At 61.5% G+C, this 21308-nt stretch carries 27 protein-coding genes; 1 reads left to right on the top strand and 26 read right to left on the bottom strand.

Going from position 1 to position 21308, the window contains the following annotated elements; all coding sequences use genetic code 11:
- Positions 1-7: 7 nt before the first annotated feature.
- The 5 genes from PQR67_RS19870 to PQR67_RS19850 form a co-directional block, all read right to left on the bottom strand.
- Entirely contained in the window at positions 8-619 is a 612-nt protein-coding gene (locus tag PQR67_RS19870) for a glutathione S-transferase N-terminal domain-containing protein (RefSeq protein WP_006052302.1), read from the bottom strand.
- 95 nt (positions 620-714) lie between these two features.
- Positions 715-1470, bottom strand: coding sequence for a cytochrome c1 (locus PQR67_RS19865; protein WP_408462765.1), 756 nt, complete (start codon positions 1468-1470; stop codon positions 715-717).
- Between the two features lie 23 nt (positions 1471-1493).
- Positions 1494-2873, bottom strand: coding sequence for a cytochrome b (locus tag PQR67_RS19860; protein ID WP_408462762.1), 1380 nt, complete (start codon positions 2871-2873; stop codon positions 1494-1496).
- Positions 2873-3493: a ubiquinol-cytochrome c reductase iron-sulfur subunit gene (petA, locus tag PQR67_RS19855; RefSeq protein WP_408462759.1), complete on the bottom strand. Its 621-nt coding sequence runs from the start codon at positions 3491-3493 to the stop codon at positions 2873-2875. Before petA ends, PQR67_RS19860 begins: the two co-directional genes overlap by 1 nt.
- Positions 3494-3714: 221 nt before the next feature.
- A complete protein-coding gene (locus PQR67_RS19850) occupies positions 3715-4461 on the bottom strand; it encodes a Nif3-like dinuclear metal center hexameric protein (RefSeq protein WP_408462756.1) in 747 nt (248 codons plus the stop codon).
- Between the two features lie 19 nt (positions 4462-4480).
- Between PQR67_RS19850 and PQR67_RS19845 the strand changes: the two genes are divergently transcribed.
- Positions 4481-5704: a Do family serine endopeptidase gene (locus PQR67_RS19845; protein WP_028199653.1), complete on the top strand. Its 1224-nt coding sequence runs from the start codon at positions 4481-4483 to the stop codon at positions 5702-5704.
- A gap of 220 nt (positions 5705-5924) precedes the next feature.
- On the opposite strand, the gene tatC is transcribed toward PQR67_RS19845, so the two are convergent.
- The 21 genes from tatC to PQR67_RS19740 form a co-directional block, all read right to left on the bottom strand.
- The gene (gene tatC / locus PQR67_RS19840) at positions 5925-6704 is read right to left on the bottom strand and encodes a twin-arginine translocase subunit TatC (protein ID WP_408462753.1); all 780 of its coding nucleotides are present in this window, start codon (positions 6702-6704) and stop codon (positions 5925-5927) included.
- Between the two features lie 34 nt (positions 6705-6738).
- A complete protein-coding gene (gene tatB / locus PQR67_RS19835; RefSeq protein ID WP_408462750.1) occupies positions 6739-7257 on the bottom strand; it encodes a Sec-independent protein translocase protein TatB in 519 nt (172 codons plus the stop codon).
- A 39-nt stretch (positions 7258-7296) separates the two neighbouring features.
- A complete protein-coding gene (tatA, locus tag PQR67_RS19830) occupies positions 7297-7536 on the bottom strand; it encodes a Sec-independent protein translocase subunit TatA (RefSeq protein ID WP_408462747.1) in 240 nt (79 codons plus the stop codon).
- Positions 7537-7778: 242 nt separating this feature from the next.
- Complete coding sequence (locus PQR67_RS19825) at positions 7779-8144, bottom strand: histidine triad nucleotide-binding protein (RefSeq protein ID WP_408462744.1); 366 nt, start codon at positions 8142-8144, stop codon at positions 7779-7781.
- A 72-nt stretch (positions 8145-8216) separates the two neighbouring features.
- Positions 8217-8612, bottom strand: coding sequence for a DUF4870 family protein (locus tag PQR67_RS19820; RefSeq protein WP_408462741.1), 396 nt, complete (start codon positions 8610-8612; stop codon positions 8217-8219).
- Positions 8613-8708: 96 nt separating this feature from the next.
- On the bottom strand, positions 8709-9101 hold the full coding sequence (locus PQR67_RS19815; RefSeq protein WP_408462738.1) for a phosphoribosyl-ATP diphosphatase: 393 nt from the start codon (positions 9099-9101) through the stop codon (positions 8709-8711).
- Complete coding sequence (gene hisI, locus PQR67_RS19810) at positions 9098-9508, bottom strand: phosphoribosyl-AMP cyclohydrolase (protein ID WP_408462735.1); 411 nt, start codon at positions 9506-9508, stop codon at positions 9098-9100. The genes PQR67_RS19815 and hisI overlap by 4 nt, the downstream gene beginning before the upstream one ends.
- 1 nt (position 9509) lies before the next feature.
- The gene (gene hisF, locus PQR67_RS19805) at positions 9510-10283 is read right to left on the bottom strand and encodes an imidazole glycerol phosphate synthase subunit HisF (protein WP_408462732.1); all 774 of its coding nucleotides are present in this window, start codon (positions 10281-10283) and stop codon (positions 9510-9512) included.
- 211 nt (positions 10284-10494) lie between these two features.
- Positions 10495-11247 (bottom strand): 1-(5-phosphoribosyl)-5-[(5-phosphoribosylamino)methylideneamino]imidazole-4-carboxamide isomerase, encoded by a 753-nt coding sequence (gene hisA, locus PQR67_RS19800; protein ID WP_408462729.1) that lies wholly within the window; start codon positions 11245-11247, stop codon positions 10495-10497.
- Between the two features lie 214 nt (positions 11248-11461).
- Positions 11462-12103 carry an imidazole glycerol phosphate synthase subunit HisH gene (hisH, locus tag PQR67_RS19795; protein WP_408462726.1) on the bottom strand — a complete coding sequence of 214 codons (642 nt, stop codon included), beginning with the start codon at positions 12101-12103 and terminating at the stop codon, positions 11462-11464.
- A complete protein-coding gene (locus PQR67_RS19790) occupies positions 12100-12720 on the bottom strand; it encodes a YchE family NAAT transporter (RefSeq protein WP_408462723.1) in 621 nt (206 codons plus the stop codon). Before PQR67_RS19790 ends, hisH begins: the two co-directional genes overlap by 4 nt.
- Positions 12721-12779: 59 nt before the next feature.
- Positions 12780-13367: an imidazoleglycerol-phosphate dehydratase HisB gene (gene hisB / locus PQR67_RS19785; protein ID WP_054036619.1), complete on the bottom strand. Its 588-nt coding sequence runs from the start codon at positions 13365-13367 to the stop codon at positions 12780-12782.
- A 114-nt stretch (positions 13368-13481) separates the two neighbouring features.
- Positions 13482-14552, bottom strand: a complete 1071-nt coding sequence (hisC, locus tag PQR67_RS19780; protein WP_408462720.1) for a histidinol-phosphate transaminase — start codon at positions 14550-14552, stop codon at positions 13482-13484.
- Positions 14553-14713: 161 nt separating this feature from the next.
- Entirely contained in the window at positions 14714-16048 is a 1335-nt protein-coding gene (gene hisD, locus PQR67_RS19775; protein ID WP_408462717.1) for a histidinol dehydrogenase, read from the bottom strand.
- A 61-nt stretch (positions 16049-16109) separates the two neighbouring features.
- Positions 16110-16808, bottom strand: coding sequence for an ATP phosphoribosyltransferase (gene hisG, locus PQR67_RS19770; RefSeq protein WP_408462714.1), 699 nt, complete (start codon positions 16806-16808; stop codon positions 16110-16112).
- Entirely contained in the window at positions 16805-18067 is a 1263-nt protein-coding gene (murA, locus tag PQR67_RS19765) for a UDP-N-acetylglucosamine 1-carboxyvinyltransferase (RefSeq protein ID WP_494471408.1), read from the bottom strand. The genes hisG and murA overlap by 4 nt, the downstream gene beginning before the upstream one ends.
- 111 nt (positions 18068-18178) lie before the next feature.
- The gene (locus PQR67_RS19760; protein WP_028199637.1) at positions 18179-18418 is read right to left on the bottom strand and encodes a BolA family protein; all 240 of its coding nucleotides are present in this window, start codon (positions 18416-18418) and stop codon (positions 18179-18181) included.
- Between the two features lie 15 nt (positions 18419-18433).
- Positions 18434-19198: an ABC transporter permease gene (locus PQR67_RS19755; protein ID WP_408462711.1), complete on the bottom strand. Its 765-nt coding sequence runs from the start codon at positions 19196-19198 to the stop codon at positions 18434-18436.
- Complete coding sequence (locus tag PQR67_RS19750; RefSeq protein ID WP_408462708.1) at positions 19195-20127, bottom strand: ABC transporter ATP-binding protein; 933 nt, start codon at positions 20125-20127, stop codon at positions 19195-19197. The genes PQR67_RS19755 and PQR67_RS19750 overlap by 4 nt, the downstream gene beginning before the upstream one ends.
- A 171-nt stretch (positions 20128-20298) precedes the next feature.
- Positions 20299-20592, bottom strand: a complete 294-nt coding sequence (locus PQR67_RS19745) for an STAS domain-containing protein (RefSeq protein ID WP_408462706.1) — start codon at positions 20590-20592, stop codon at positions 20299-20301.
- A complete protein-coding gene (locus PQR67_RS19740; RefSeq protein WP_408462704.1) occupies positions 20589-21221 on the bottom strand; it encodes an MlaC/ttg2D family ABC transporter substrate-binding protein in 633 nt (210 codons plus the stop codon). The genes PQR67_RS19745 and PQR67_RS19740 overlap by 4 nt, the downstream gene beginning before the upstream one ends.
- Positions 21222-21308 lie beyond the last annotated feature (87 nt).

Here is a 21308-nt window from a genome sequence, read left to right as displayed (position 1 = left end):
GCCAAACTCAACGACGCATCACCTTTTCCGAAGGCGTCAGCGCTTCGATATAAGCCGGGCGGCTGAAAATGCGCTCGGCGTACTTCATCAGCGGTGCAGCGTTCTTCGACAGCTCGATGCCGTAATGGTCCAGACGCCACAGCAACGGCGCGATCGCGACGTCGAGCATCGAGAACTCTTCGCCGAGCATGTACTTGTTCTTCAGGAAGATCGGTGCAAGCTGCGTCAGACGATCGCGGATGGCGAGACGCGCCTTCTCGTGATTCTTCTCGGCGGCCTTGCCCTTTTCGTTCTCGAGCGTGCCGACGTGAACAAACAGTTCCTTTTCGAAGTTGAGCAGGAACAGGCGGGCGCGGGCGCGCTGAACCGGATCGGCCGGCATCAGTTGCGGGTGCGGGAAGCGCTCGTCGATGTACTCGTTGATGATGTTCGATTCGTACAGAATCAGGTCCCGTTCCACGAGAATCGGCACCTGACCGTACGGATTCATCACAGCGATGTCTTCCGGCTTGTTAAACAGGTCGACGTCGCGGATCTCGAAGTCCATGCCCTTTTCGAACAACACCAGCCGGCAGCGCTGGGAGAACGGGCAAGTTGTGCCGGAATACAGAACCATCATATTTACGTTTCCTCAAAAAGCTGAAAGGCCAGCGCGCGGAAAAACCGTTCAACAGGCTTTTCCTGGCGCCGGCCCCACGCCGGGTGACGGCGTGATTATTTGATATCTTTCCAGTACGCGGCGTTCAGTCGCCAGGCGAAAAAGCTCAGGACGCCAAGGAACAGCAGTACCCACACGCCAAGCTGCTTGCGGGTTTTCTGCGTCGGTTCGGACATCCATGACAGGTACGACACGAGGTCGGCCACAGCAGAATCATAATCTACCGGCGACATCGTCCCCGGCGTGACCTGTTGGAAGCCAACAAATTTGTGCACCGTCTCGCCTGTTTTTTCGTCGACTTCGTCACCGAACTTCGCGGTACGTTGCCCCTGAAGTTGCCACAACACGTGAGGCATGCTCACGTTTTCATACACCAGATTGTTCCAGCCGGTTGGCCGCGTATTGTCGCGATAGAAACTGCGCAGATACGTATATAGCCAATCCTTGCTACGCGCCCGCGCTTCCACCGACAAATCCGGCGGAGCCGCGCCAAACCACGCTTTTGCGTCGTCCGGACGCATCGCCACGGTCATGGTGTTGCCGATCTTGTCCGTGCTGAACAACAGGTTCGACTGGATTTCGCTCGGCGTAATGCCGAGGTCGGTCAGCCGGCTGTAGCGCATCAGATTCGCACTGTGACAATTCAGGCAGTAGTTTACAAACAATTGTGCGCCGTGCTGCAACGAAGCAAAATTCTCCGCGTTATCGGGCGCGCGGTCGAGAGGGAAATTCTCGTCCGCGTGCGCCGGTCCGGCCAGCACCGCGAGCAGTGTCGCGCCGATCAGCGCGCACGTCGAAAGCAGTTTTTTCATCTTCGTGTTCTCCTGGCTCGCGATTAGTGGGGCTTGAACCGCACCCGCTCGGGTGGCTGCTTGAACGTGCCAAGCCGCGTCCAGACGGGCATGCCGAGGAAAAACGCGAAGTAGATCAGCGCGCACACCTGAGCAATCAACGTCGAGGCGGGTGACGGCGGTTTAGTGCCGAGGAAGCCCAACGTCAGGAAAGCGAGCACGAAGATCCCGTAGAACACCTTGTGAAAAAACGGCCGGTAACGGATCGACTTGACCGGCGAGCGGTCGAGCCACGGCAGGAAGAACAGCGAGATCACCGCGCCGCCCATCACCACCACACCCCAGAACTTCGATTCGGTGAACGCCATGGCCAGCACCACCAGCACCGCGAGCACCGGCAAGCCGAGCTTCCACTTGCCGCGCGCGCGCACCAGTGCATACAGGCCAAGCAGCGCGACGATGATCATCAGCACGATCTTGAACGGATCGGTGGTGGCGCGCAGCATCGCATAGAACGCCGTGAAGTACCACACCGGCGCAATTTCCTGCGGCGTTTGCAGGGGATTGGCGGGGATGAAGTTGTTCGCTTCAAGGAAATACCCACCCATCTCCGGCGCGAAGAAAATGATCGCCGCGAAGATCGCCAGGAACACCGACACGCCCATGAAGTCGTGCACGGAGTAGTACGGATGGAACGGAATGCCGTCGAGCGGAATCCCGTCCGCGCCCTTCTTCGCCTTGATCTCGATGCCGTCGGGGTTGTTCGAACCCACCTCGTGCAGCGCCACCAGGTGAGCGACCACGAGGCCGATCAACACGAGCGGAATCGCGATCACGTGAAACGCGAAGAAGCGGTTCAGCGTCACGTCCGACACGACGTAGTCGCCGCGGATCCACAGCGACAGATCCGGGCCGATGAACGGAATCGCCGAGAACAGGTTCACGATCACCTGCGCGCCCCAGAACGACATCTGGCCCCACGGCAGCAGGTAACCGAAAAACGCCTCCGCCATCAGACACAGAAAGATCGCGCAGCCGAATACCCACACCAGTTCGCGCGGCTTGCGGTACGAGCCGTACAGCAGCCCACGGAACATATGCAGATACACGACGACGAAGAACATCGACGCGCCCGTGGAGTGCATATAGCGGATCAGCCAGCCCCACGGCACCTCGCGCATGATGTACTCGACCGACGCGAACGCCAGCGTCGAGTCGGGCTTGTAGTTCATGGTGAGGAAAATGCCGGTGACGATCTGATTGACCAGCACCAGCAGCGCGAGCGAACCGAAGAAGTACCAGAAGTTGAAGTTCTTCGGCGCGTAGTACTCGGAAACGTGCTTCTTCCATGTGGACGTCATGGGGAAGCGCCGGTCGATCCAGCCAACCAGCCCGGTTGTCTCTACTTCATGCTCGATCGCCATTACGCTTCTCCTTTCTCGTCCTTGCCGATCACGAGGCTGGTGGCCGACGTGAACATATAAGGCGGGATGTCGAGGTTCTGCGGCGCAGGTTTGTTCTTGAAGACGCGGCCGGCCATGTCATAGGTGGAGCCGTGGCAAGGGCATAGGAAGCCGCCTGGCCAGTCGTCTGGAAGATTGGGCTGCGGCCCCTCCTGGAAGCGCGGCGTCGGCGTGCAGCCCAGATGGGTGCACACGGCGACGGCGACGAAAAGATTCTTGTGATCGGTGCGTGAACGGTATTCGTTGTTGCAGTACTCCGGCAACGGCATCGAAAAGGGATTCTTGGTGTGGGGATCCGCTACTTCGTTATCGGCCTTCTGGACATCGGTGAGCATCCGGTCGGTGCGATTGATGATCCATACCGGCTTACCGCGCCAGGCAACCGTTTTCATGTCGCCGGGTTTGAGATCGCTGATATCGACTTCGACCGGGGCTCCGGCTGCCTTGGCCTTTTCAGATGGTGCAAACGAACTAACAAAGGGTACGACAGTGGCAACGCCTCCTATGCCACCTGCTACGGTCGTCGCTATCAGCCAGGTACGGCGGCCGCCGTCGACGCGTTCATCTTCCTTGTCTCGCATTACACGCCCCACTTCTGAGTTGGATTTTTCCTTCACGTCGCTTCTACCGCCGCTAGTTTGCGCGAATGGAGTCGGCATTTACAAGGCCCCATTGCCAAAAACCGTGCGAAGCCCTTGATAACTCAGGGTTTCTCCGTACGGATCGCAAACTTTTTCACACCTCCTTTTAAGTGTCCTCTGCGTTATTCGTGCCTTTTTCTTATCTAATCCCGATTTTCAATTCAGACTGGATTGGGGATATCGATAAACAGGTGCTCGATATCGAACTGCTCGGACAGATGCTTGCCCACCGCCTGCACGCCGAAACGCTCGGTGGCGTGATGGCCGGCCGCGAGGAACGCCACCCCACTTTCCGCCGCGGTGTGCATGACCGATTCCGACACTTCGCCCGTCAGGTAGACGTCGGCGCCTGCATTGATCGCGGCGTCGAACATGCCTTGCGCGGCGCCCGTGCACCAGCCCACCCGGCGCAGCTCGCGATCGGGGTCGCCGAATACGAGCGGCGTACGCCCGAGCGTCTGCTCGACTTGCGCGGTGAAATGGGCGAGCGTGATCGGCATCGGGAAGGTGGCGAGCCAGCCGAGATCGTTCTCGCCGAAGCGCGCGTCGCTGATCCAGCCCATCTTTTGTCCGATCTGCGCGTTGTTGCCGAACTCGGGATGGTCGTCGAGCGGCAGGTGATAGGCGAACAGGTTCAGGTCGTTGGCGATCAGCAGCTTCAGGCGCGCGTGTTTGCGCCCGGTGATTTGCGGCGCCTCGTTGCGCCAGAAGTAGCCGTGATGGACCAGCACCGCGTCCGCGCCCCAATCGAGCGCGGCCTCGAGGAAGGCCACTGAAGCCGTCACCCCGGTCGCGAGTTTGTTGATTTTGCGGCGCCCCTCCACCTGCAATCCGTTGGGGCAATAGTCCTTGAAGCGCGCGGTTTCAAGAAGATTGTTCAAGTACAATTCAAGTTCGATCCGATCCATATAAACCTCTAGTCTTCAGATGCTTAGACGCTTTTGGCTGTTCTTTGCCCAAGCGGTGACCGTGCTGTTGGCGCTGATGTTCATCATTGCGACTCTCAAACCGCAGTGGCTCCAGCGTCAAGGGCAATTCGGCAAGCAACTTGCCGAACCGATCGTCGCCCTTCGGGAAGTGGCGCCAGGCATCGGCACAGGCCCTGCACAGGCGTCGTATGCAGACGCCGCGCAAAAAGCCATGCCCGCGGTAGTCAACGTGTTCTCCAGCAAGGATGGCTCACTGCCGCCCGATCCGCGCGCGAAAGATCCGCTGTTCCGCTACTTCTTTGGTGACAAGAACAAAGGCAAGCAGCAGGAACAGCCCGCGTCGAATCTCGGCTCGGGTGTGATAGTGAGTTCGGAAGGTTACATTCTAACGAACCAGCACGTCGTGGACGGCGCCGATCAGATCGAAATTGCTCTCGCCGATGGTCGCACCACCGAGGCGAAGGTGATCGGCGTCGATCCTGAGACCGATCTGGCGGTGCTGAAGGTCAACATGACCAATCTGCCCACCATCACGCTCGGCCGCATGGACCAGACGCGCGTGGGCGACGTCGTGCTGGCGATCGGCAACCCGTTCGGCGTCGGCCAGACGGTGACCATGGGCATTGTCAGCGCGCTCGGGCGCAATCACCTCGGCATCAACACGTTCGAGAACTTCATTCAGACCGACGCGGCCATCAACCCGGGCAACTCCGGCGGCGCCCTGGTCGACGTGAACGGCAATCTGCTCGGCATCAATACCGCCATCTATTCGCGCTCGGGCGGCTCGCTCGGCATCGGCTTTGCGATTCCCGTCTCGACCGCGCGCAGCGTGCTGGAGAGCATCATCACAACGGGCTCCGTCACGCGCGGCTGGATCGGCGTGGAGCCGCAGGATGTGACGCCGGAAATCGCCGAATCGTTTGGACTTGAGCAGAAATCGGGTGCGATTGTCGCGGGCGTCCTGAAGAACGGTCCGGCCGACCGTGCAGGCATCAAGCCAGGCGATATCCTGGTGAGCGTGAACGGCCAGGAGATCACCGACACGACGCGCCTGTTGAATGTCATCGCGCAGATCAAGCCGGGCACGGCAGCGAAGGTCCACCTGGTGCGCAAGAGCCGCGAGATGGACCTGGACGTGACCATCGGCAAGCGCCCGCCGCCGCCGAAGCAACCGGCGGAAGACAACGGCGGCGGCGGTGACCAGGACGACGACGGCGGTTGAAACACGGCAGCGGCATGCGGTACGCGGCATAGCGCCGACCCCACACGCCTCTGCCGCGGCCGATACCCTTGAGCCAGGCAACTGGCGACACCGCAAGCCAAACAGCAACGACACCGTAAAACAAAAAGGGCGGTCCATGACGGACTGCCCTTTTTGTTTGTTTAGCCGTTTTAGCCAATCCCGGCCAGCACCGGAGTCACGCGCGGGAAGCGCGTTCCGCTCAAGCCGGCGGACTATCGTCGGCGACCACGGGCTTCTGCTTGCCGACAATCAACCGCGCCGCGATGATGCCCGCCTCATACAGCACGATGAGCGGAATCGCCAGGATCAGTTGCGAGAACACATCCGGCGGCGTCACCACCGCCGAAATCACGAATGCGCCCACGATCACATACGGACGGATTTCCTTGAGCTTCTTGATGGTCAGCACGTTCATGCGGACCAGCAGCACCACCACAATCGGCACTTCGAACGTCACGCCGAATGCAAGGAACATGGTGAGCACGAAGCTCAGGTAGTTGTCGATATCGGTGGTCATCTCCGCGCCGAGCGGCGCGTTGTAATGCGCCATCACACGAAAGATGGTCGGAAACACCACGAAGTACGCGAACGCCATGCCGCACAGGAACAGCGTGTAGCTGCTGCCCACCAGCGGCCCGACGAGCTTCTTCTCATGCTGATACAAACCCGGCGCGACAAACGCCCAGATCTGGTACAGCACGATTGGCAGCGCGATCACGAAGGCGACCAGCATGGTCACCTTCATCGGCACGAAGAACGAGCCGGTCACATCCGTGACGATCATCTTGCCGTCCTTCGGCAGATTCTGCATCAAGGGCCGCGCCAGCAGCCGGAAGATGTCCGGTGCCCAATACACGAGCCCGACAAACACCACGATGACAGCAAGGCCGGCGCGGATGATCCGGTCACGCAATTCAACGAGGTGGGAAATGAAGGTCTCTTCAGTGCCTTCGTCCTGGGTTTGCTGGGGGTCGCTCACACCGGCCCTCGGTTAGAGATTGTCGTTCTGATCATCAGAAGAACCGCGTCGGACGACGCATGGTGGCCGGTGTATGCCGCGCCACGCGCGCAGCACCTGATTGCACGCGAGTGCGGCGCGCGGTGGCGCGCTTGTACCAGGTCGGCATGGTGGTCTGCTTGACGCGCCAGTTCTTGCGTTTGGGGCCTGACGGTGGCGTACTGGTTTGCCACGGCGAATTGCCGGCATCTTCAAGCGCGCCGCCAGCAATACTCGGCGACACCGACGTGCCGCTGTTCCACGCGTCGTTCAGTTCGGCTTCATGCTTGCGCAGATTGTCCTGAACGCTGGTTTCGACGTTGCTCGCCGCCGCTTCGAACTCGGTTTTCATGCGGCGCAATTCGTCGAGTTCGATTTCGCGTGTGACTTCCGCCTTCACGTCGTTGATATACCGCTGTGCGCGGCCGAACAACGCGCCGGCCGTGCGGGCGACGCGAGGCAGGCGCTCAGGCCCGAGTACGACCAGCGCGACGACGCCGATCAGCGCCATCTTGGTTAGACCGAGGTCCAGCATGAAGTGGAGTGTCCGTCAGTAACGCGGTTGGGCCGCGACTTAGCGGTAATCGCCGGAACGCGGCGTCTTTTCCTTCGCATCCACATCCACGGTGCCGTTACGCGGCAGTTCGCGCTGCTGCGCTTCGCCTCCAGGCGTTTCCGCTTCCTTCATGCCTTCCTTGAAGCCCTTCACCGCGCCACCCAGATCGGTACCGATATTGCGCAGCTTTTTCGTGCCGAACACGAGCGCCACGATCAACAACACGATCAGCCAATGCCAAATGCTCAACGAACCCATGACTACTCTCCTTAACCCCGACACCGCATCGTGATGCGGCAAAACTCGTGCGCCTTGCGGCGTGAATCGAAGCGCGTACGCTCCATCTATACGTTGCCGCGAGCTGTTTCGATTCAACCCGCGACACGGTGTGCCATTCTGACCCGACGATCACGTCGTCATCATTACAGTTCAGTAAAAAGCGTAGCTCTGCGAGTGTCGACCGCCAAAACTCGCCGCGCGCTTCGCCGCATGCTTTTTTGTCAGCCCATTCGCTGCCACGGACGCGGCCCCGCGAGGATGTGCGCGTGCAGGTGATACACCTCTTGCCCGCCACCCGGCCCTGTATTGATTACCGTGCGAAAACCGGTTTCGCCGCCGGTGTACGCCACGCCCAACTGCTCGGCCAGACGCGCTACCAAGATAAGCATTCTACCAAGCAGCGGCGCCTCGCTTTCGGTGCAATTCGACAACGTGGCGACGTGCTTGCGGGGAATCACCAGCACATGCGTTTCGGCTGCCGGGCGGATGTCGCGGAAGGCAACAAACTCTTCGTCTTCGTGGACTTTGGTCGACGGAATCTCGCCGGCGGCGATCTTGCAGAACAGGCAGTTTGGGTCGTGGCTCATCGTATTCCTGACACAGTATGGCTAGCGCGCAAAGCGCGGCGCGGTCCGGTCCCGGCCGCAACCGGAGTCGACTCAAACCCAGCCGCGCGGATTCGCGAACGGCTTGTTATCGTACAGATACAGCCAGCCTTTGATAATACGGTACAACATCCAGATGCTGACGGCCCACAGAACCGGAATGCCGATCAACACGAACAGCAGCAGGCCGCCGATCGCATAACCCAGCAAGGCCATCCAGAACGAGCGGATCTGCCACTCGAAATGCGCCTCGTAAGGCGTACCCGCGACATCGGCCCGCTTCACGTAGTTGATGATGATCGCGATCAGAATCGTCAGACCACCCGTCAGCCAGTGCACGGCGTACAGCGCGTACAGCACATGCGTGAGTGTGCGCAGACTGCGTTCCCGTTCGGGCTCGATTGCGTTGCGGTAGACCGGCGGCGGATAATTTCCTTGCGACTGTTCCATGCTTGCGTCCTCCCGAGGATGCGATCCTATGCGTTCAGTGCAATGTGGGTGCCGACGTTCGCCACTTCAAGACGCTGTGCGACAAGGCGGCAACAATCAGTCGCCGTTCTCTTCGCGCTCGCGGCTCTTGCGCAACGCCTTTTCCTCGATGCCCGACAGGCCTTCGCGGCGTTCGAGTTCGGCAAGCACCTCGGCCGGGCTCAGGTCGAAATGCGACAACATCACGAGGCAGTGAAACCAGAGGTCCGCCACTTCGCCGACCAGCGCTTTCGGCGCACCGCCGTGGCGAGTGTCTTTGGCGGCCAGCACGACTTCGGTGGCCTCTTCGCCGATCTTCTTGAGAATCGCGTCGTCGCCCTTGTGGAACAGGCGCGATACGTACGAAACGTCCGGATCGCCGCCCTTGCGACTGTCGATGATGGCCGCGAGGCGCAGCAGGGTGTCCCTGGTGGACGAAGCCGGTTCGGTGGATTGCGTGGATTGCGTCATTTGTAGATGTGTTCGGGATCTTTCAACACGGGATCGACAGCAACCCAGCCGCCATCTTCAACCGTGCCTTCGAATTTCTGGAAAAAGCACGAGTGACGGCCGGTGTGGCACGCGATGCCCGACACCTGCTCGACCTTCAACAGCACGACGTCTTCGTCGCAATCGAGCCGCACTTCATGCACATGCTGCACGTGGCCGGATTCTTCGCCCTTGAACCACAGGCGCTGGCGCGAGCGCGAGAAATACACGGCACGGCCCAATTCAATGGTTTTCGCCAGGGCTTCGCGGTTCATCCACGCGAACATCAGCACGTCGTTGCTCGACGCTTCCTGCGCGATCACCGGCACAAGGCCGTTCGCGTCCCACCTGACCTTGTCGAGCCACTCTACTGCCGAGGGATTCACCACGTCACAACCTCACCGAAATGCCTTGATCGGCCATGAAGCGCTTGGCCTCGCCCACGGTGTGTTCACCGTAGTGGAAGATGCTGGCGGCCAGCACGGCATCCGCGTGGCCGTTCTTGATGCCGTCGGCCAGATGCTGCAGCGAGCCGACGCCGCCCGAGGCGATCACCGGAATCGACACCGCATCGGATACGGCGCGGGTGAGCGCGAGATCAAAGCCGCTCTTGGTGCCGTCGCGGTCCATGCTGGTCAGCAGGATTTCGCCCGCGCCCAGTTCGGCCATCTTGCGCGCCCATTCGACGGCTTCGAGGCCGGTGGCCTTGCGCCCGCCGTGCGTGAAAACTTCCCAGCGCGGCGGTTCGCCGTCCGCGGAAACGCGCTTCGCGTCGATGGCAACGACGATGCATTGCGAGCCGTATTTGTCTGTCGCGTCGCGCACGAGTTGCGGATTCGCGACCGCCGACGAGTTCATGCTGATCTTGTCCGCGCCCGCGTTCAACAGCCGCCGCACGTCTTCGACCGCACGCACGCCGCCGCCGACCGTCAACGGAATGAACACCTGGGAAGCGACCGCTTCGATGATCGGCAGGATCAGATCGCGCTGGTCGGAAGTGGCGGTGATGTCGAGGAAGGTGAGTTCGTCGGCGCCCTGAGCGTCGTAGCGGCGCGCGATTTCTACCGGATCGCCGGCGTCGCGCAGTTCGACGAAGTTGACACCCTTGACCACGCGACCAGCCGTGACGTCGAGACAGGGGATGATGCGTTTAGCTAGAGCCATGATCTTGCAATTCTGCCAATACCGCTGATGAGGCCGCTCGCCTGATTCTTCGCGAGCGGCGCTGTGCCGGCGCGGCTAGCCGCGTCAGACCGCACAATCTTCAAACACCGAGATGCGGCTTGACGCGCTGTCAGGACGCGCCGTTGCGTCCGCTTTCAAGTCCGCTGCTGCGTCGAATCCGGGTTGACCGCGACGCTTCAGGCATTGAACCTTAAGCGTCGTCCGATTCGCGCAACCGGTCCGCCAGGGTTTGCGCTTCCGCGAAATCCAGATCGCCCGAGTAGATCGCCCGGCCGCAGATCACGCCTTCGATGCCTTCGCCCTCGACTTCGCACAGCGACTCGATGTCCGTGAGGTTCGACAAGCCACCGCTCGCGATCACCGGAATCTTCACCGCGCGGGCGAGACGCACCGTCGCTTCGATGTTGATGCCCTGCAGCATGCCGTCGCGGCCAATGTCGGTGTAGATAATCGACTCGCAGCCGTAGTCCTCGAACTTGCGCGCCAGATCGGCCACTTCATGACCGGTCAGCTTGCTCCAGCCGTCGGTGGCAACCTTGCCGTCTTTCGCATCGAGACCGACGATGATGTGGCCGCCGAAAGCCGTGCACGCGTCCTGCAGGAAGCCTGGATTCTTCACCGCGGCCGTGCCGATGATGACGTACGACAAACCGTCGTCCAGATAGCGCTCGATCGTGTTCAGGTCGCGGATACCGCCGCCCAGCTGGACCGGAATCTGGCCACCGACTTCCTCAATGATCGCGCGGATCGCGTCTTCGTTTTTCGGCTTGCCGGCGAACGCGCCGTTCAGGTCGACGAGATGCAGACGACGGGCGCCGCGGTCGACCCAATGTCGGGCCATTGCCGCCGGTTCCTCGGAAAATATCGTCGCCTGGTCCATATCGCCCTGTTTGAGGCGTACACAGTGACCATCTTTCAGGTCGATGGCGGGAATCAGCAGCATAGCAATCGGGTGTTGTCTGGGAGGTGGTTGAAGGTTGGCGGCAGCGACTGGTCAGCCAGCTCGCCGTAACGCCGTTCCGCTAGTTTAGTACAACTCTTTCGGCACCCTTGCCGGGTGCCTTCGCGCGAGGAAATCGTCGCGCTGCGATGGTGGCGCGCGGCAACCGCCCCGCATGTCGCGGAACGGCGCACGGCAACAAAGCGAAACAAGGCGCTCACGGGTTCCAGTGCACGAAGTTGCGATACACACGCAGCCCCGCCTCGGCGCTCTTTTCCGGGTGAAATTGGGTCGCAAAGATGTTATCCCGCGCCACCGCCGAGGTAAAGGGCACACCGTACACCGTTTCGCCCGTGGTATGGGCGGCGTTGTCCGGCACGACGTAATAGCTGTGCACGAAGTAGAAAAACGCGTTATCCGCGACGCCGTCCCACAACGGATGTGGCAGCGCCTGACGCACACGGTTCCAGCCCATTTGCGGCACCTTGAAGCGCGAGCCGTCGTCCTGCACCTGGCCTTCCAGGTCGAAGCGCAGCACTTTGCCCGGCAACAGGCCCAAACCGGGCGTACCGCCCTCGGCGCTCCAGTCGAACAGCATCTGCTCGCCCACGCACACGCCCATCAGCGGCTTGCTGCGCGAGGCTTCAATGACTGCTTCCTGCAGGCCGGATTCGGCCAGACTGCGCATGCAGTCGGGCATGGCACCCTGACCGGGCAGCACCACGCGGTCGGCCGAGCGGATCGCTTCGGGCCGATCGACGATCGCCACGTCCGCCTCCGGCGCAGCTTTGCGCAATGCCTGGGCAACCGAGCGCAGGTTGCCCATTCCGTAATCCACAATCGCTATCGAAGTTTTCATTTCAAGTTAGGCAGCAATGCCTTCAATCCATCGACGATGAATTCCACCGCCAGCGCCGATAACATCAAACCCATGAGCCGCGTGCCGATGTTGATACCCGTGCGACCTACCCAACGGGCAATCGGTTCGGCGAGGCGCAACGAAAAAAAGCAGATCGCCGCCAATACCGCGCCAATCGCCACGAGGCTCAACCGGTCGTACCAGTGCGCCGAGCCGGCCGCATAGATGATCGTGGTGCTGATCGCGCCTGGACCGGTCAACAGCGGAATCGCCAGCGGCACGACCGCGATGTTGTCCTTCTGCTCGGCTTCGTGACGCTCTTCCGGCGTCGAACGGCTATTGCCGATCTGCGCGTTCAGCATGTTGATCGCCATCAGCAGCATGATGATTCCGCCGCCTACTTCGAGCGATCCGACCGAAATGCCGAAGAAGCTGATGATCTGCTGCCCGAGCAGCGTGGTCACCGCAATCACGCAAAACACCGAAATCGCAGCGATGCGGATGGTTCTGCGCCGCTCGGCGTCGCTCTGATGCGCCGTCAGGCTCATGAAGAACGGGATAGCGCCGACCGGATTGATCAGCGCCAGCAGCGAAATAAACGACTTCAGAATATCCATCGCACACCGGATGCGGGCAAGCGCAGCCGGTCCTGGTCTCGAGGCTGGTAAATGGGCGCTTAAAGGCTGCCCTTGGTCGACGGGATCTGCCCCGCCGCGCGTTCGTCCATCTCGACAGCCATGCGCAATGCACGCCCGAACGCCTTGAACACCGTTTCCATCTGATGATGGGCGTTCAGGCCACGCAGATTGTCGATATGCAGCGTGACGCCGGCGTGATTCACGAAGCCGCGGAAAAATTCGATGGAGAGATCGACGTCGAACGTACCGATGCGCGCGCGCGTGAACGGCACGTGGAATTCCAGGCCCGGACGGCCGGAAAAGTCGATCACAACGCGCGACAGCGCTTCGTCGAGCGGCACGTAAGAATGACCGTAGCGGCGGATGCCCTTGCGGTCGCCAATTGCCTTCGCGACGGCCTGGCCGAGCGTGATGCCGACGTCTTCGACCGTATGGTGGTCGTCGATTTCGAGGTCGCCATGCGCTTCGATGTCGAGATCGAACAGGCCATGCCGTGCGATCTGGTCGAGCATGTGATCAAGAAACGGCACGCCGGTAGCCAGCTTCTGCTGACCGGTGCCGTCCAGATTGATCTTCACACGGATCTGCGTTTCGCTGGTGTTGCGAACGACTTCCGCAAGGCGCATGGTAATTCCTCGAATCTAGCTAGAAAGCGATAGGTATGTGGGATGGGAAAACGGCGGACCGCGCGCGCTTTTCTCCGTAGCGAAAAGCGCTCACGCGGCCATTTAGCCTGCCGTTCAGTGCAACACGAGTTTCAGTCCGGCGATCAACTGGGCGTTTTCTTCGGGCGAACCGACGGTCAAACGCACGCAATTGACCAGCAATGGGTGCATTTTACTCACGTTTTTGATCAAAACCCGTGCTGCCAGCAGCGTTTCGAACATAACGGATGCGTCAGGCACCCGCACCAGCAGGAAGTTGCCGGCGCTCGGGAACACTTCGGCGCCCGGCAACTGGGCCACGGCCTGCGCGAGTTTCGTGCGTTCTTCGCGCAATTGCGCGGCCTGACTGTCGAGCACGTCGACGTGGTCGAGCAGGAAATCGGCGGCGGCTTGCGTCAGCACGTTGGTGTTGTAGGGCGGCCGCACCTTGTCGAATTCGGTAAGCCAGACAGGCTTGCCGACCAGATAACCCAGCCGGATGCCGGCCAGGCCGAGCTTGGACACGGTACGCATCACGACGACGTTGTCGAAGGCATCGGCGCGCGGCAGCCAGCTTTGCTGGGCAAACGGCTGATACGCTTCGTCGATCACCACGAGGCTCTGGTTCGCTGCGGCGATGATGCGCTCCATGTCCGCGTCGTCGTATAGCGTGCCGGTCGGGTTGTTCGGATAGGCCAGATAGACGATCGCCGGCGCATGCTCGGCGATCGCCGCCAGCATCGCTTCAGTGTCGAGCGTGAAATCGGGCTTCAGCGGCACGCCGATGAATTCCAGGTTCGCCAGCTTCGCCGACATCTGATACATCACGAAACCCGGCATCGGCGCGAGTACCTTGGCGCCCGGCTTCGCGCACGCCACCGACACCATGCTGATGATCTCATCCGAGCCGTTGCCGAGCAGCACCTCGCACCCCGTGGGCACACCCATCACGCGCTTGATCTTTTCGATCAGCGCTTCCGGGCGCGGCGCCGGGTAGCGGTTCAGCGCCACACCGGCCAGATGTTCGCCCAGATGGGCGGCGAGCACCGGCGGCAGCGGAAATGGATTTTCCATCGCATCGAGCTTGATATAGCCCGTGGCGTCAGGAACCGGATAGCTCGTCATCGCGAGCACGTCGCGGCGGATGATGTCTTGAGGTGTCGTCATAAGTCAGTGGACCGGGCCGCACCCAGTACGCCGGCCGGGTATCGGCGGCTTGCGGATTGCACCGGATTGGTCTGTATTGTCGTTATTTAACGGAAAACCGCGCGAAATCCGTCGGTGAAGTTCGCGGGCACCGGTTCGATGCCCGCCTCGCGCCTAACCGGTTATCCGCGCTCACCGCTGCCTTGCCGCATCCGGTATTCGGCGCTGCGGGCATGTGCCTGCAGGCCTTCGCCGTAAGCGAGTTCGGCGGCGATCTCACCAAGCGTCTGCGCACCTTCCGCACTGACTTCGATCACGCTCGAACGCTTGAAAAAATCGTAGACGCCCAGCGGCGAAGAGAACCGTGCGGTACGCGACGTAGGCAACACGTGATTCGGTCCGGCGCAGTAATCGCCGAGACTTTCGCTGGTGTAGCGGCCGAGGAAGATCGCGCCGGCATGGCGGATCAATTGGCCCCATTGATGCGGCTCCAGCGCGGAGATTTCGAGGTGTTCCGGCGCAATGTCGTTGGCGATCGCGCAGGCTTCGGCCATATCGCGCACCTTGATCAGCGCACCACGGCCTTCGAGCGACGCGCGGATCACGTCCTGACGCGGCATGGTAGGCAGCAGTTCGTTGATCGCGTCGCGCACCCGGGCGATGAATGCATCGTCCGGGCAGAGCAGGATGGATTGCGCGAGCTCGTCGTGCTCGGCTTGCGAGAACAGGTCCATCGCGATCCAGCGCGGGTCCGTCGTGCCGTCGCACAGCACGAGAATTTCCGACGGTCCGGCGATCATGTCGATCCCAACCGTGCCGAACACCCGGCGCTTGGCCGACGCGACATAGGCGTTGCCCGGGCCGCAGATCTTGTCGACCGCGGGCACCGTTTCCGTGCCGTACGCGAGTGCGGCCACCGCCTGCGCGCCGCCGATCGTGAACACGCGATCCACGCCGCCCAGCAAGGCAGCCGCCAGCACCAGCGGATTTTTCACGCCGTCCGGCGTGGGCACGACCATGACGATTTCGCGCACGCCGGCCACCCGTGCGGGAATCGCGTTCATCAGCACCGACGACGGATACGCCGCTTTGCCGCCCGGCACATAGATACCCGCGCGATCCAGCGGCGTGACCTTCTGGCCGAGCACGGTGCCGTCGGCTTCCGTGTACTGCCAGCTATGGCTGCCGCACTCGATCTTCTGCTTCTCGTGGTAACCGCGCACGCGCGCGGCCGCCGCTTCGAGCGACGCACGGCGCTTCGGCTCCAGGCTTTCGAGCGCGGCTTCGAGTTCGGACATCGGCAATTCGAGCGCCTCGACGCTCTTCGCCTCGACACGGTCGAAGCGATTCGTGTACTCGAGCACCGCGGCGTCGCCGCGTGCTTTCACGTCGTTCAGAATCTGCGCAACCGAGCGCTCGATTGCTTCGTCCTCGCTCGCCTCGAACGCGAGCACCGCGTGCAGCGCCTTGTGAAAGTCGGGCGCGCTGGAATCGAGTTTGCGAATCTTGATAGACATACGGGTATCCGTTTCGGTAAGGCGCGCGTTAAAAGCTTGACCACGCACGTGGTCAAGCGATTCAGGCCGCCGTAGAGCCGGCCTTCGACGCGCGTTCGAACGCGTCGAGGATCGGCCGCAGCGCGGCGCGCTTGAGCTTCAGCGCCGCCTGGTTCACAACGAGGCGCGACGAAATCTGCATGATCTCCTCCACCTCGACAAGATTGTTGGCGCGCAAGGTATTGCCCGAACTCACCAGGTCGACGATCGCGTCGGCGAGGCCGACCAGCGGCGCCAGCTCCATCGAACCGTACAGCTTGATCAGGTCGACGTGCACGCCCTTGGCGGCAAAATGCTCACGGGCGGTTTCAACGTACTTGGTCGCCACGCGCAGGCGTGCGCCCTGGCGCACCGCGTTCGCGTAATCGAAGCCGGCCGCCACCGCGACCGACATCCGGCACCGCGCGATATCCAGGTCGACCGGCTGATATAGTCCGCTGCCGCCGTGCTCGAGCAATACGTCTTTGCCCGCCACGCCGAAGTCGGCAGCGCCGTATTCGACATAGGTCGGCACGTCCGTGGCGCGCACGATGATCACTCGCACGTTCGCGTCCGTCGTGGGCAAAATCAGCTTGCGCGAGGTTTCCGGGTCTTCGGCGACTTCAATGCCGGCTGCGGCGAGCAGCGGCAGCGTCTCTTCGAAGATACGCCCTTTCGACAAAGCCAGTGTGAGCGGTGCGCTCACGGCCGGCGAAGACGAGGTTTGCGGCATCGAGCTCATGCCTGGCTCCCGGCGATTCGGCGCACCTTGGCGCCGATGGCGTTGAGCTTGGTCTCCATCCGGTCGTAGCCCCGATCCAGGTGATAGATCCGGTCGATCAGCGTTTCGCCTTCGGCGCGCAGCGCGGCGATCACGAGGCTGGCCGAAGCACGCAGGTCAGTCGCCATCACCTTCGCACCCGACAGCTTCTCGACGCCGGTTACGAGCGCGGTGTTACCGTCGATCGTGATGCTCGCGCCAAGGCGGTTCAATTCCTGCACGTGCATGTAGCGGTTCTCGAAGATCGTCTCGACGACTTGCGAGGTGCCGTCCGCGATCGTGTTGAGCGCCATGAACTGCGCTTGCATGTCGGTCGGGAACGCGGGGTATTCGGAGGTGCGGAAGCTCACGGCGCCTGGACGCTTGTCCATGCGCACGCGCATCCAGTCGTCGCCCTCTTCGATCGTGACGCCGGCTTCGCGCAGCTTTTCGGTCACGGCTTCAAGGATCAGCGGGCGCACTTTACGCAATGTGACATCGCCGCCGGCAGCAGCCACCGCGCACAGGAATGTACCGGCTTCGATTCGATCCGGAATCACCGTGTGCTTCGCGCCATGCAGCTTGTCGACGCCCTGGATCACCAGACGGTCCGTGCCAATGCCTTCGATCTTCGCGCCCATCGCGACCAGCAGATGCGCGAGGTCGCCCACTTCCGGCTCACGCGCGGCGTTCTCGATGACTGTCTCGCCTTCGGCAAGCACCGCCGCCATCAGCAGGTTTTCCGTGCCAGTCACCGTAATCATGTCGGTCACGATGCGAGCGCCCTTCAGACGCTCTGCGCGCGCTTCGATAAAGCCGTGCTCGATCGTGATTTCGGCGCCCATGGCCTGCAGGCCTTTGATGTGCTGATCCACCGGACGCGCGCCGATTGCGCAACCGCCCGGCAGCGACACCTTGGCGTGACCGAAGCGCGCCACCAACGGGCCGAGCACCAGAATCGACGCACGCATGGTCTTCACCATTTCGTACGGTGCGACGAGGTTATCGACCTTCGACGCGTCCAGCGACACGCGGCCCTCGCCACTCTCGATCTGCACGCCCATCTGGCCGAGCAGCTTGAGCATCGTGCGCACGTCCTGCAAGTCGGGCACGTTCTCCAGATGCACCGGTTCCGCGCTGAGCAGACTCGCGCACAGGATTGGCAACGCCGCGTTCTTCGCGCCTGAGACGACGACTTCGCCCGACAGCGGGTAGCCACCTTCAATGACGAGTTTATCCATGCCTGTCAGTTCCTGATTGACCCGGACTTCTGCCGGGCCCGCTTTAACTGTGTTCGACGCGCCGCTACCCGCGTCGCGCCCTTCTTGAGTAATTCGCACTAAATTTCCAGATTACGCGTTCTGCCATTCGGCGGGCGTCAGCGTCTTCATGCTGAGCGCGTGGATTTCTTCACGCATGCGGTCGCCGAGCGCCGCGTACACGAGTTGATGGCGCGCGATCAAACGCTTGCCTTCGAAGCTCGGCGAAACGATGGTCGCGAAGAAATGCTGACCGTCGCCCTCGACTTCGAGATGCTGGCAAGCGAGCCCAGCCGCGATGTATTGCTTGACCTGTTCGGGAGTCGGCAACATGAGAGAAGCTCCTGATCAGTGGCGCAGTTTGTAGCCGGAGGCGAGCATGCGCATCGCCACCACGGCCAGCACCACAAAGAAACCGGCAACGATCGCCAGGCTCTCGAGCGGATTGATATCCGACATCCCGAAGAAACCGTAGCGAAAGCCGTCGATCATGTAGAAAAAGGGATTGAGCCGCGACACTTCGCGCCACACCGGTGGCAGCGTATGCGTCGAGTAGAACACGCCCGAAAGGAACGTGAGCGGCATAATCAGAAAGTTTTGAAATGCAGCAAGCTGATCGAACTTTTCGGCCCAGATGCCGGCGATCAAACCGAGCGTGCCGAGAATCGCCGCGCCGAAAATGGCGAACGCGATGATGTAAAGCGGCGCGCAGAAGCTGACCGGCACAAACCAGATGGTCACGATGAACACGCCGAAGCCGACGGCCAGACCCCGTGCCACGGCCGCGAGCACATACGCGCCGAACATTTCGTAGTGCGAGAGCGGCGGCAGCAGCACGAACACCAGGTTGCCGGTGATCTTCGACTGGATCAGCGAGGACGAGCTATTTGCAAAGGCGTTCTGCAACACGCTCATCATCACGAGGCCGGGAATCAGGAAGCTCGTGTACTCCACGCCCGGATAGACCTCAACGTGACCGCGCAACGCGTGGCCGAAAATCGTCAGATACAGCAGGGCGGTGATGACCGGCGCCAGCACGGTCTGGAACGCGACCTTCCAGAACCGCAGAATTTCCTTGTAAAACAGCGTGCTGAAACCACTGTAGCCGCTCATGCCAGCCCCTCGATCACTTCCGGACCGTTCATCACCTGAACGAACACGTCTTCGAGGTCGGCCTTGCGGACCTCGATCTCTTCAAATGTGCAGCCCGCCGCGCGGCACTGCGCGAGAATCCGCTCGACGTCGTCATAGCTCGCGAGACGCAGCAGGTGCTGGCGGCCATTGCCGTTACCCGTACCGCTGTCTACTTCGAGGGAGCGCAACTCGGCCGGCAACACGCCTTCTGTAAAGCGCAGAAACAACTGCATGCCGGCAAAGCGTTGCAACAGCGCGCTGGTGCGCTCGAGCGCCACGACCTCGCCGCGCCGCAACATGGCAATGCGGTCGCACAGCGATTCGGCTTCTTCCAGATAGTGCGTGGTCAGCACGATCGTGTGGCCCTCGCGATTCAGGCGCGAGATGAATTTCCACAAGGTTTGACGCAATTCGACGTCGACGCCCGCGGTCGGCTCATCCAGCACGATCACCGGCGGCCGGTGCACCAGCGCCTGCGCCACGAGCACACGGCGCTTCATGCCGCCCGACAGCGCGCGCATGTTGGCGTCGGCTTTGTCGGTGAGGTCGAGATTGGCCATGATCTCGTCGATCCACGCGTCGTTATTGCGCAGCCCGTAATAGCCGGACTGGATGCGCAAGGTTTCGCGCACGGTGAAGAACGGATCGAACACGAGCTCCTGCGGCACCACGCCGAGCGCACGACGCGCCTCGCGGAAATCGCTGACCACGTCATGGCCGCGCACCGCGATGCTGCCTTCGTCGGCACGCGCGAGACCGGCGAGTATGCTGATGAGCGTCGTCTTGCCCGCGCCGTTCGGACCGAGCAGTCCGAAGAACTCGCCTTCTTCCACCGTGAGGCTGACGCCCTTGAGCGCTTGCAAGTCCTTGTAGCGCTTCTTGACGTTACGAATTTCTATGGCTGACATGACTGTGGGCCGCGTGTGTCGCGGCGCCTAAAGGGCGCCCTGAGGGGGCGCAAAAGTGCTGGAAGGGACGAAATTGGGGCCGGTTATATGCCCCAAAAAACGTTTGATTATAGGGCAAAAAGCGGCTGCCCCGGCTGAGCCAGGGCGATTGGAAGTGACGCTATGGGAGCGTCAATGTCGCGTCGCAATGAGGGTGTCGACGCCGTAGGCTTGTGCGAGGCTGGCGAGACCAGCCGGCAGGTTGACGATCTCGAACACGATGCCGCGTGCCTGGGCGGCACGCTCCCATGCGAGCAGAACGGCAAGCGCGGTTGAATCGAATTGCACGAGCGGCGCGCAATCCACGCCGGTCGCGCCCGCGGCGATGCGCTGCAAACCGGCCTCGAACGCGACTTTCGCGCTCTCGTGGGTCAGCGTCGCACCGCTTTCGAAGCGGTTTGCGACGGCGTTCAGCACTTCGCTCACGACTGCTTGCCCGCGGCGAGTTGCTGGTTGCGCTGCGTGAGGAACTGGATCAGTCCGTCCACGCCCTTCTGCTGGATCTGCTCGTTGAACTGCTGCTGATACGCCTGGATCAGCCACGCGCCGAGCACGTTGATGTCATACACGCGCCAGCCTTGCGGCGTCTTGTACAGACGGTAGTCCAGTTCGATCGGCGAGCCGTTGTTCATCACCACAGAGCGCACCACCGTATCGGTGTCGTCCGGGCTCATGCGAAACGGCTTGTACTGGATCTGCTGGTCTTTCACTTGCGCGAGCGCGCCCGAGTAGGTACGGATCAGCAGCATCTTGAACTGCTCGACCACGGCGTTTTGCTGCTCCGGCGTCGCGGTGCGCCAGTTCCGGCCCATCGCCAGTTGCGTGGTGCGGCGGAAATCGGTGTACGGCAGGATCTTTTCGTTGACGAGCTGGGTAATGTGCGAAATGTCGCCTTGCTGGATCGACTTGTCGGCGCGCACCGCATCGACCACTTGCTGCGTGACGGTCTTGATCAGGGTGTCGGGCGAACTGGAGTCGACCGTTTGTGCCGAGGCACCGACACTGACGAACGAAAACAACGCAGCAAACAACGGAATCAGGAAGAATTTTTTCATATCGAGCCTTGCCTTAAAAATAGTGCAACCGTTTGAGCCGACATTAACACGCGAGTTCAGCAGCAATCCATGCGCAAACTGCGAGAG

The organism is Paraburkholderia fungorum (genome assembly GCF_046026025.1).
Lineage (GTDB): Bacteria > Pseudomonadota > Gammaproteobacteria > Burkholderiales > Burkholderiaceae > Paraburkholderia > Paraburkholderia fungorum_E.
Note: the sequence above shows the minus strand (reverse complement) of the source record. Positions and strands in the feature narration are given on the sequence as shown.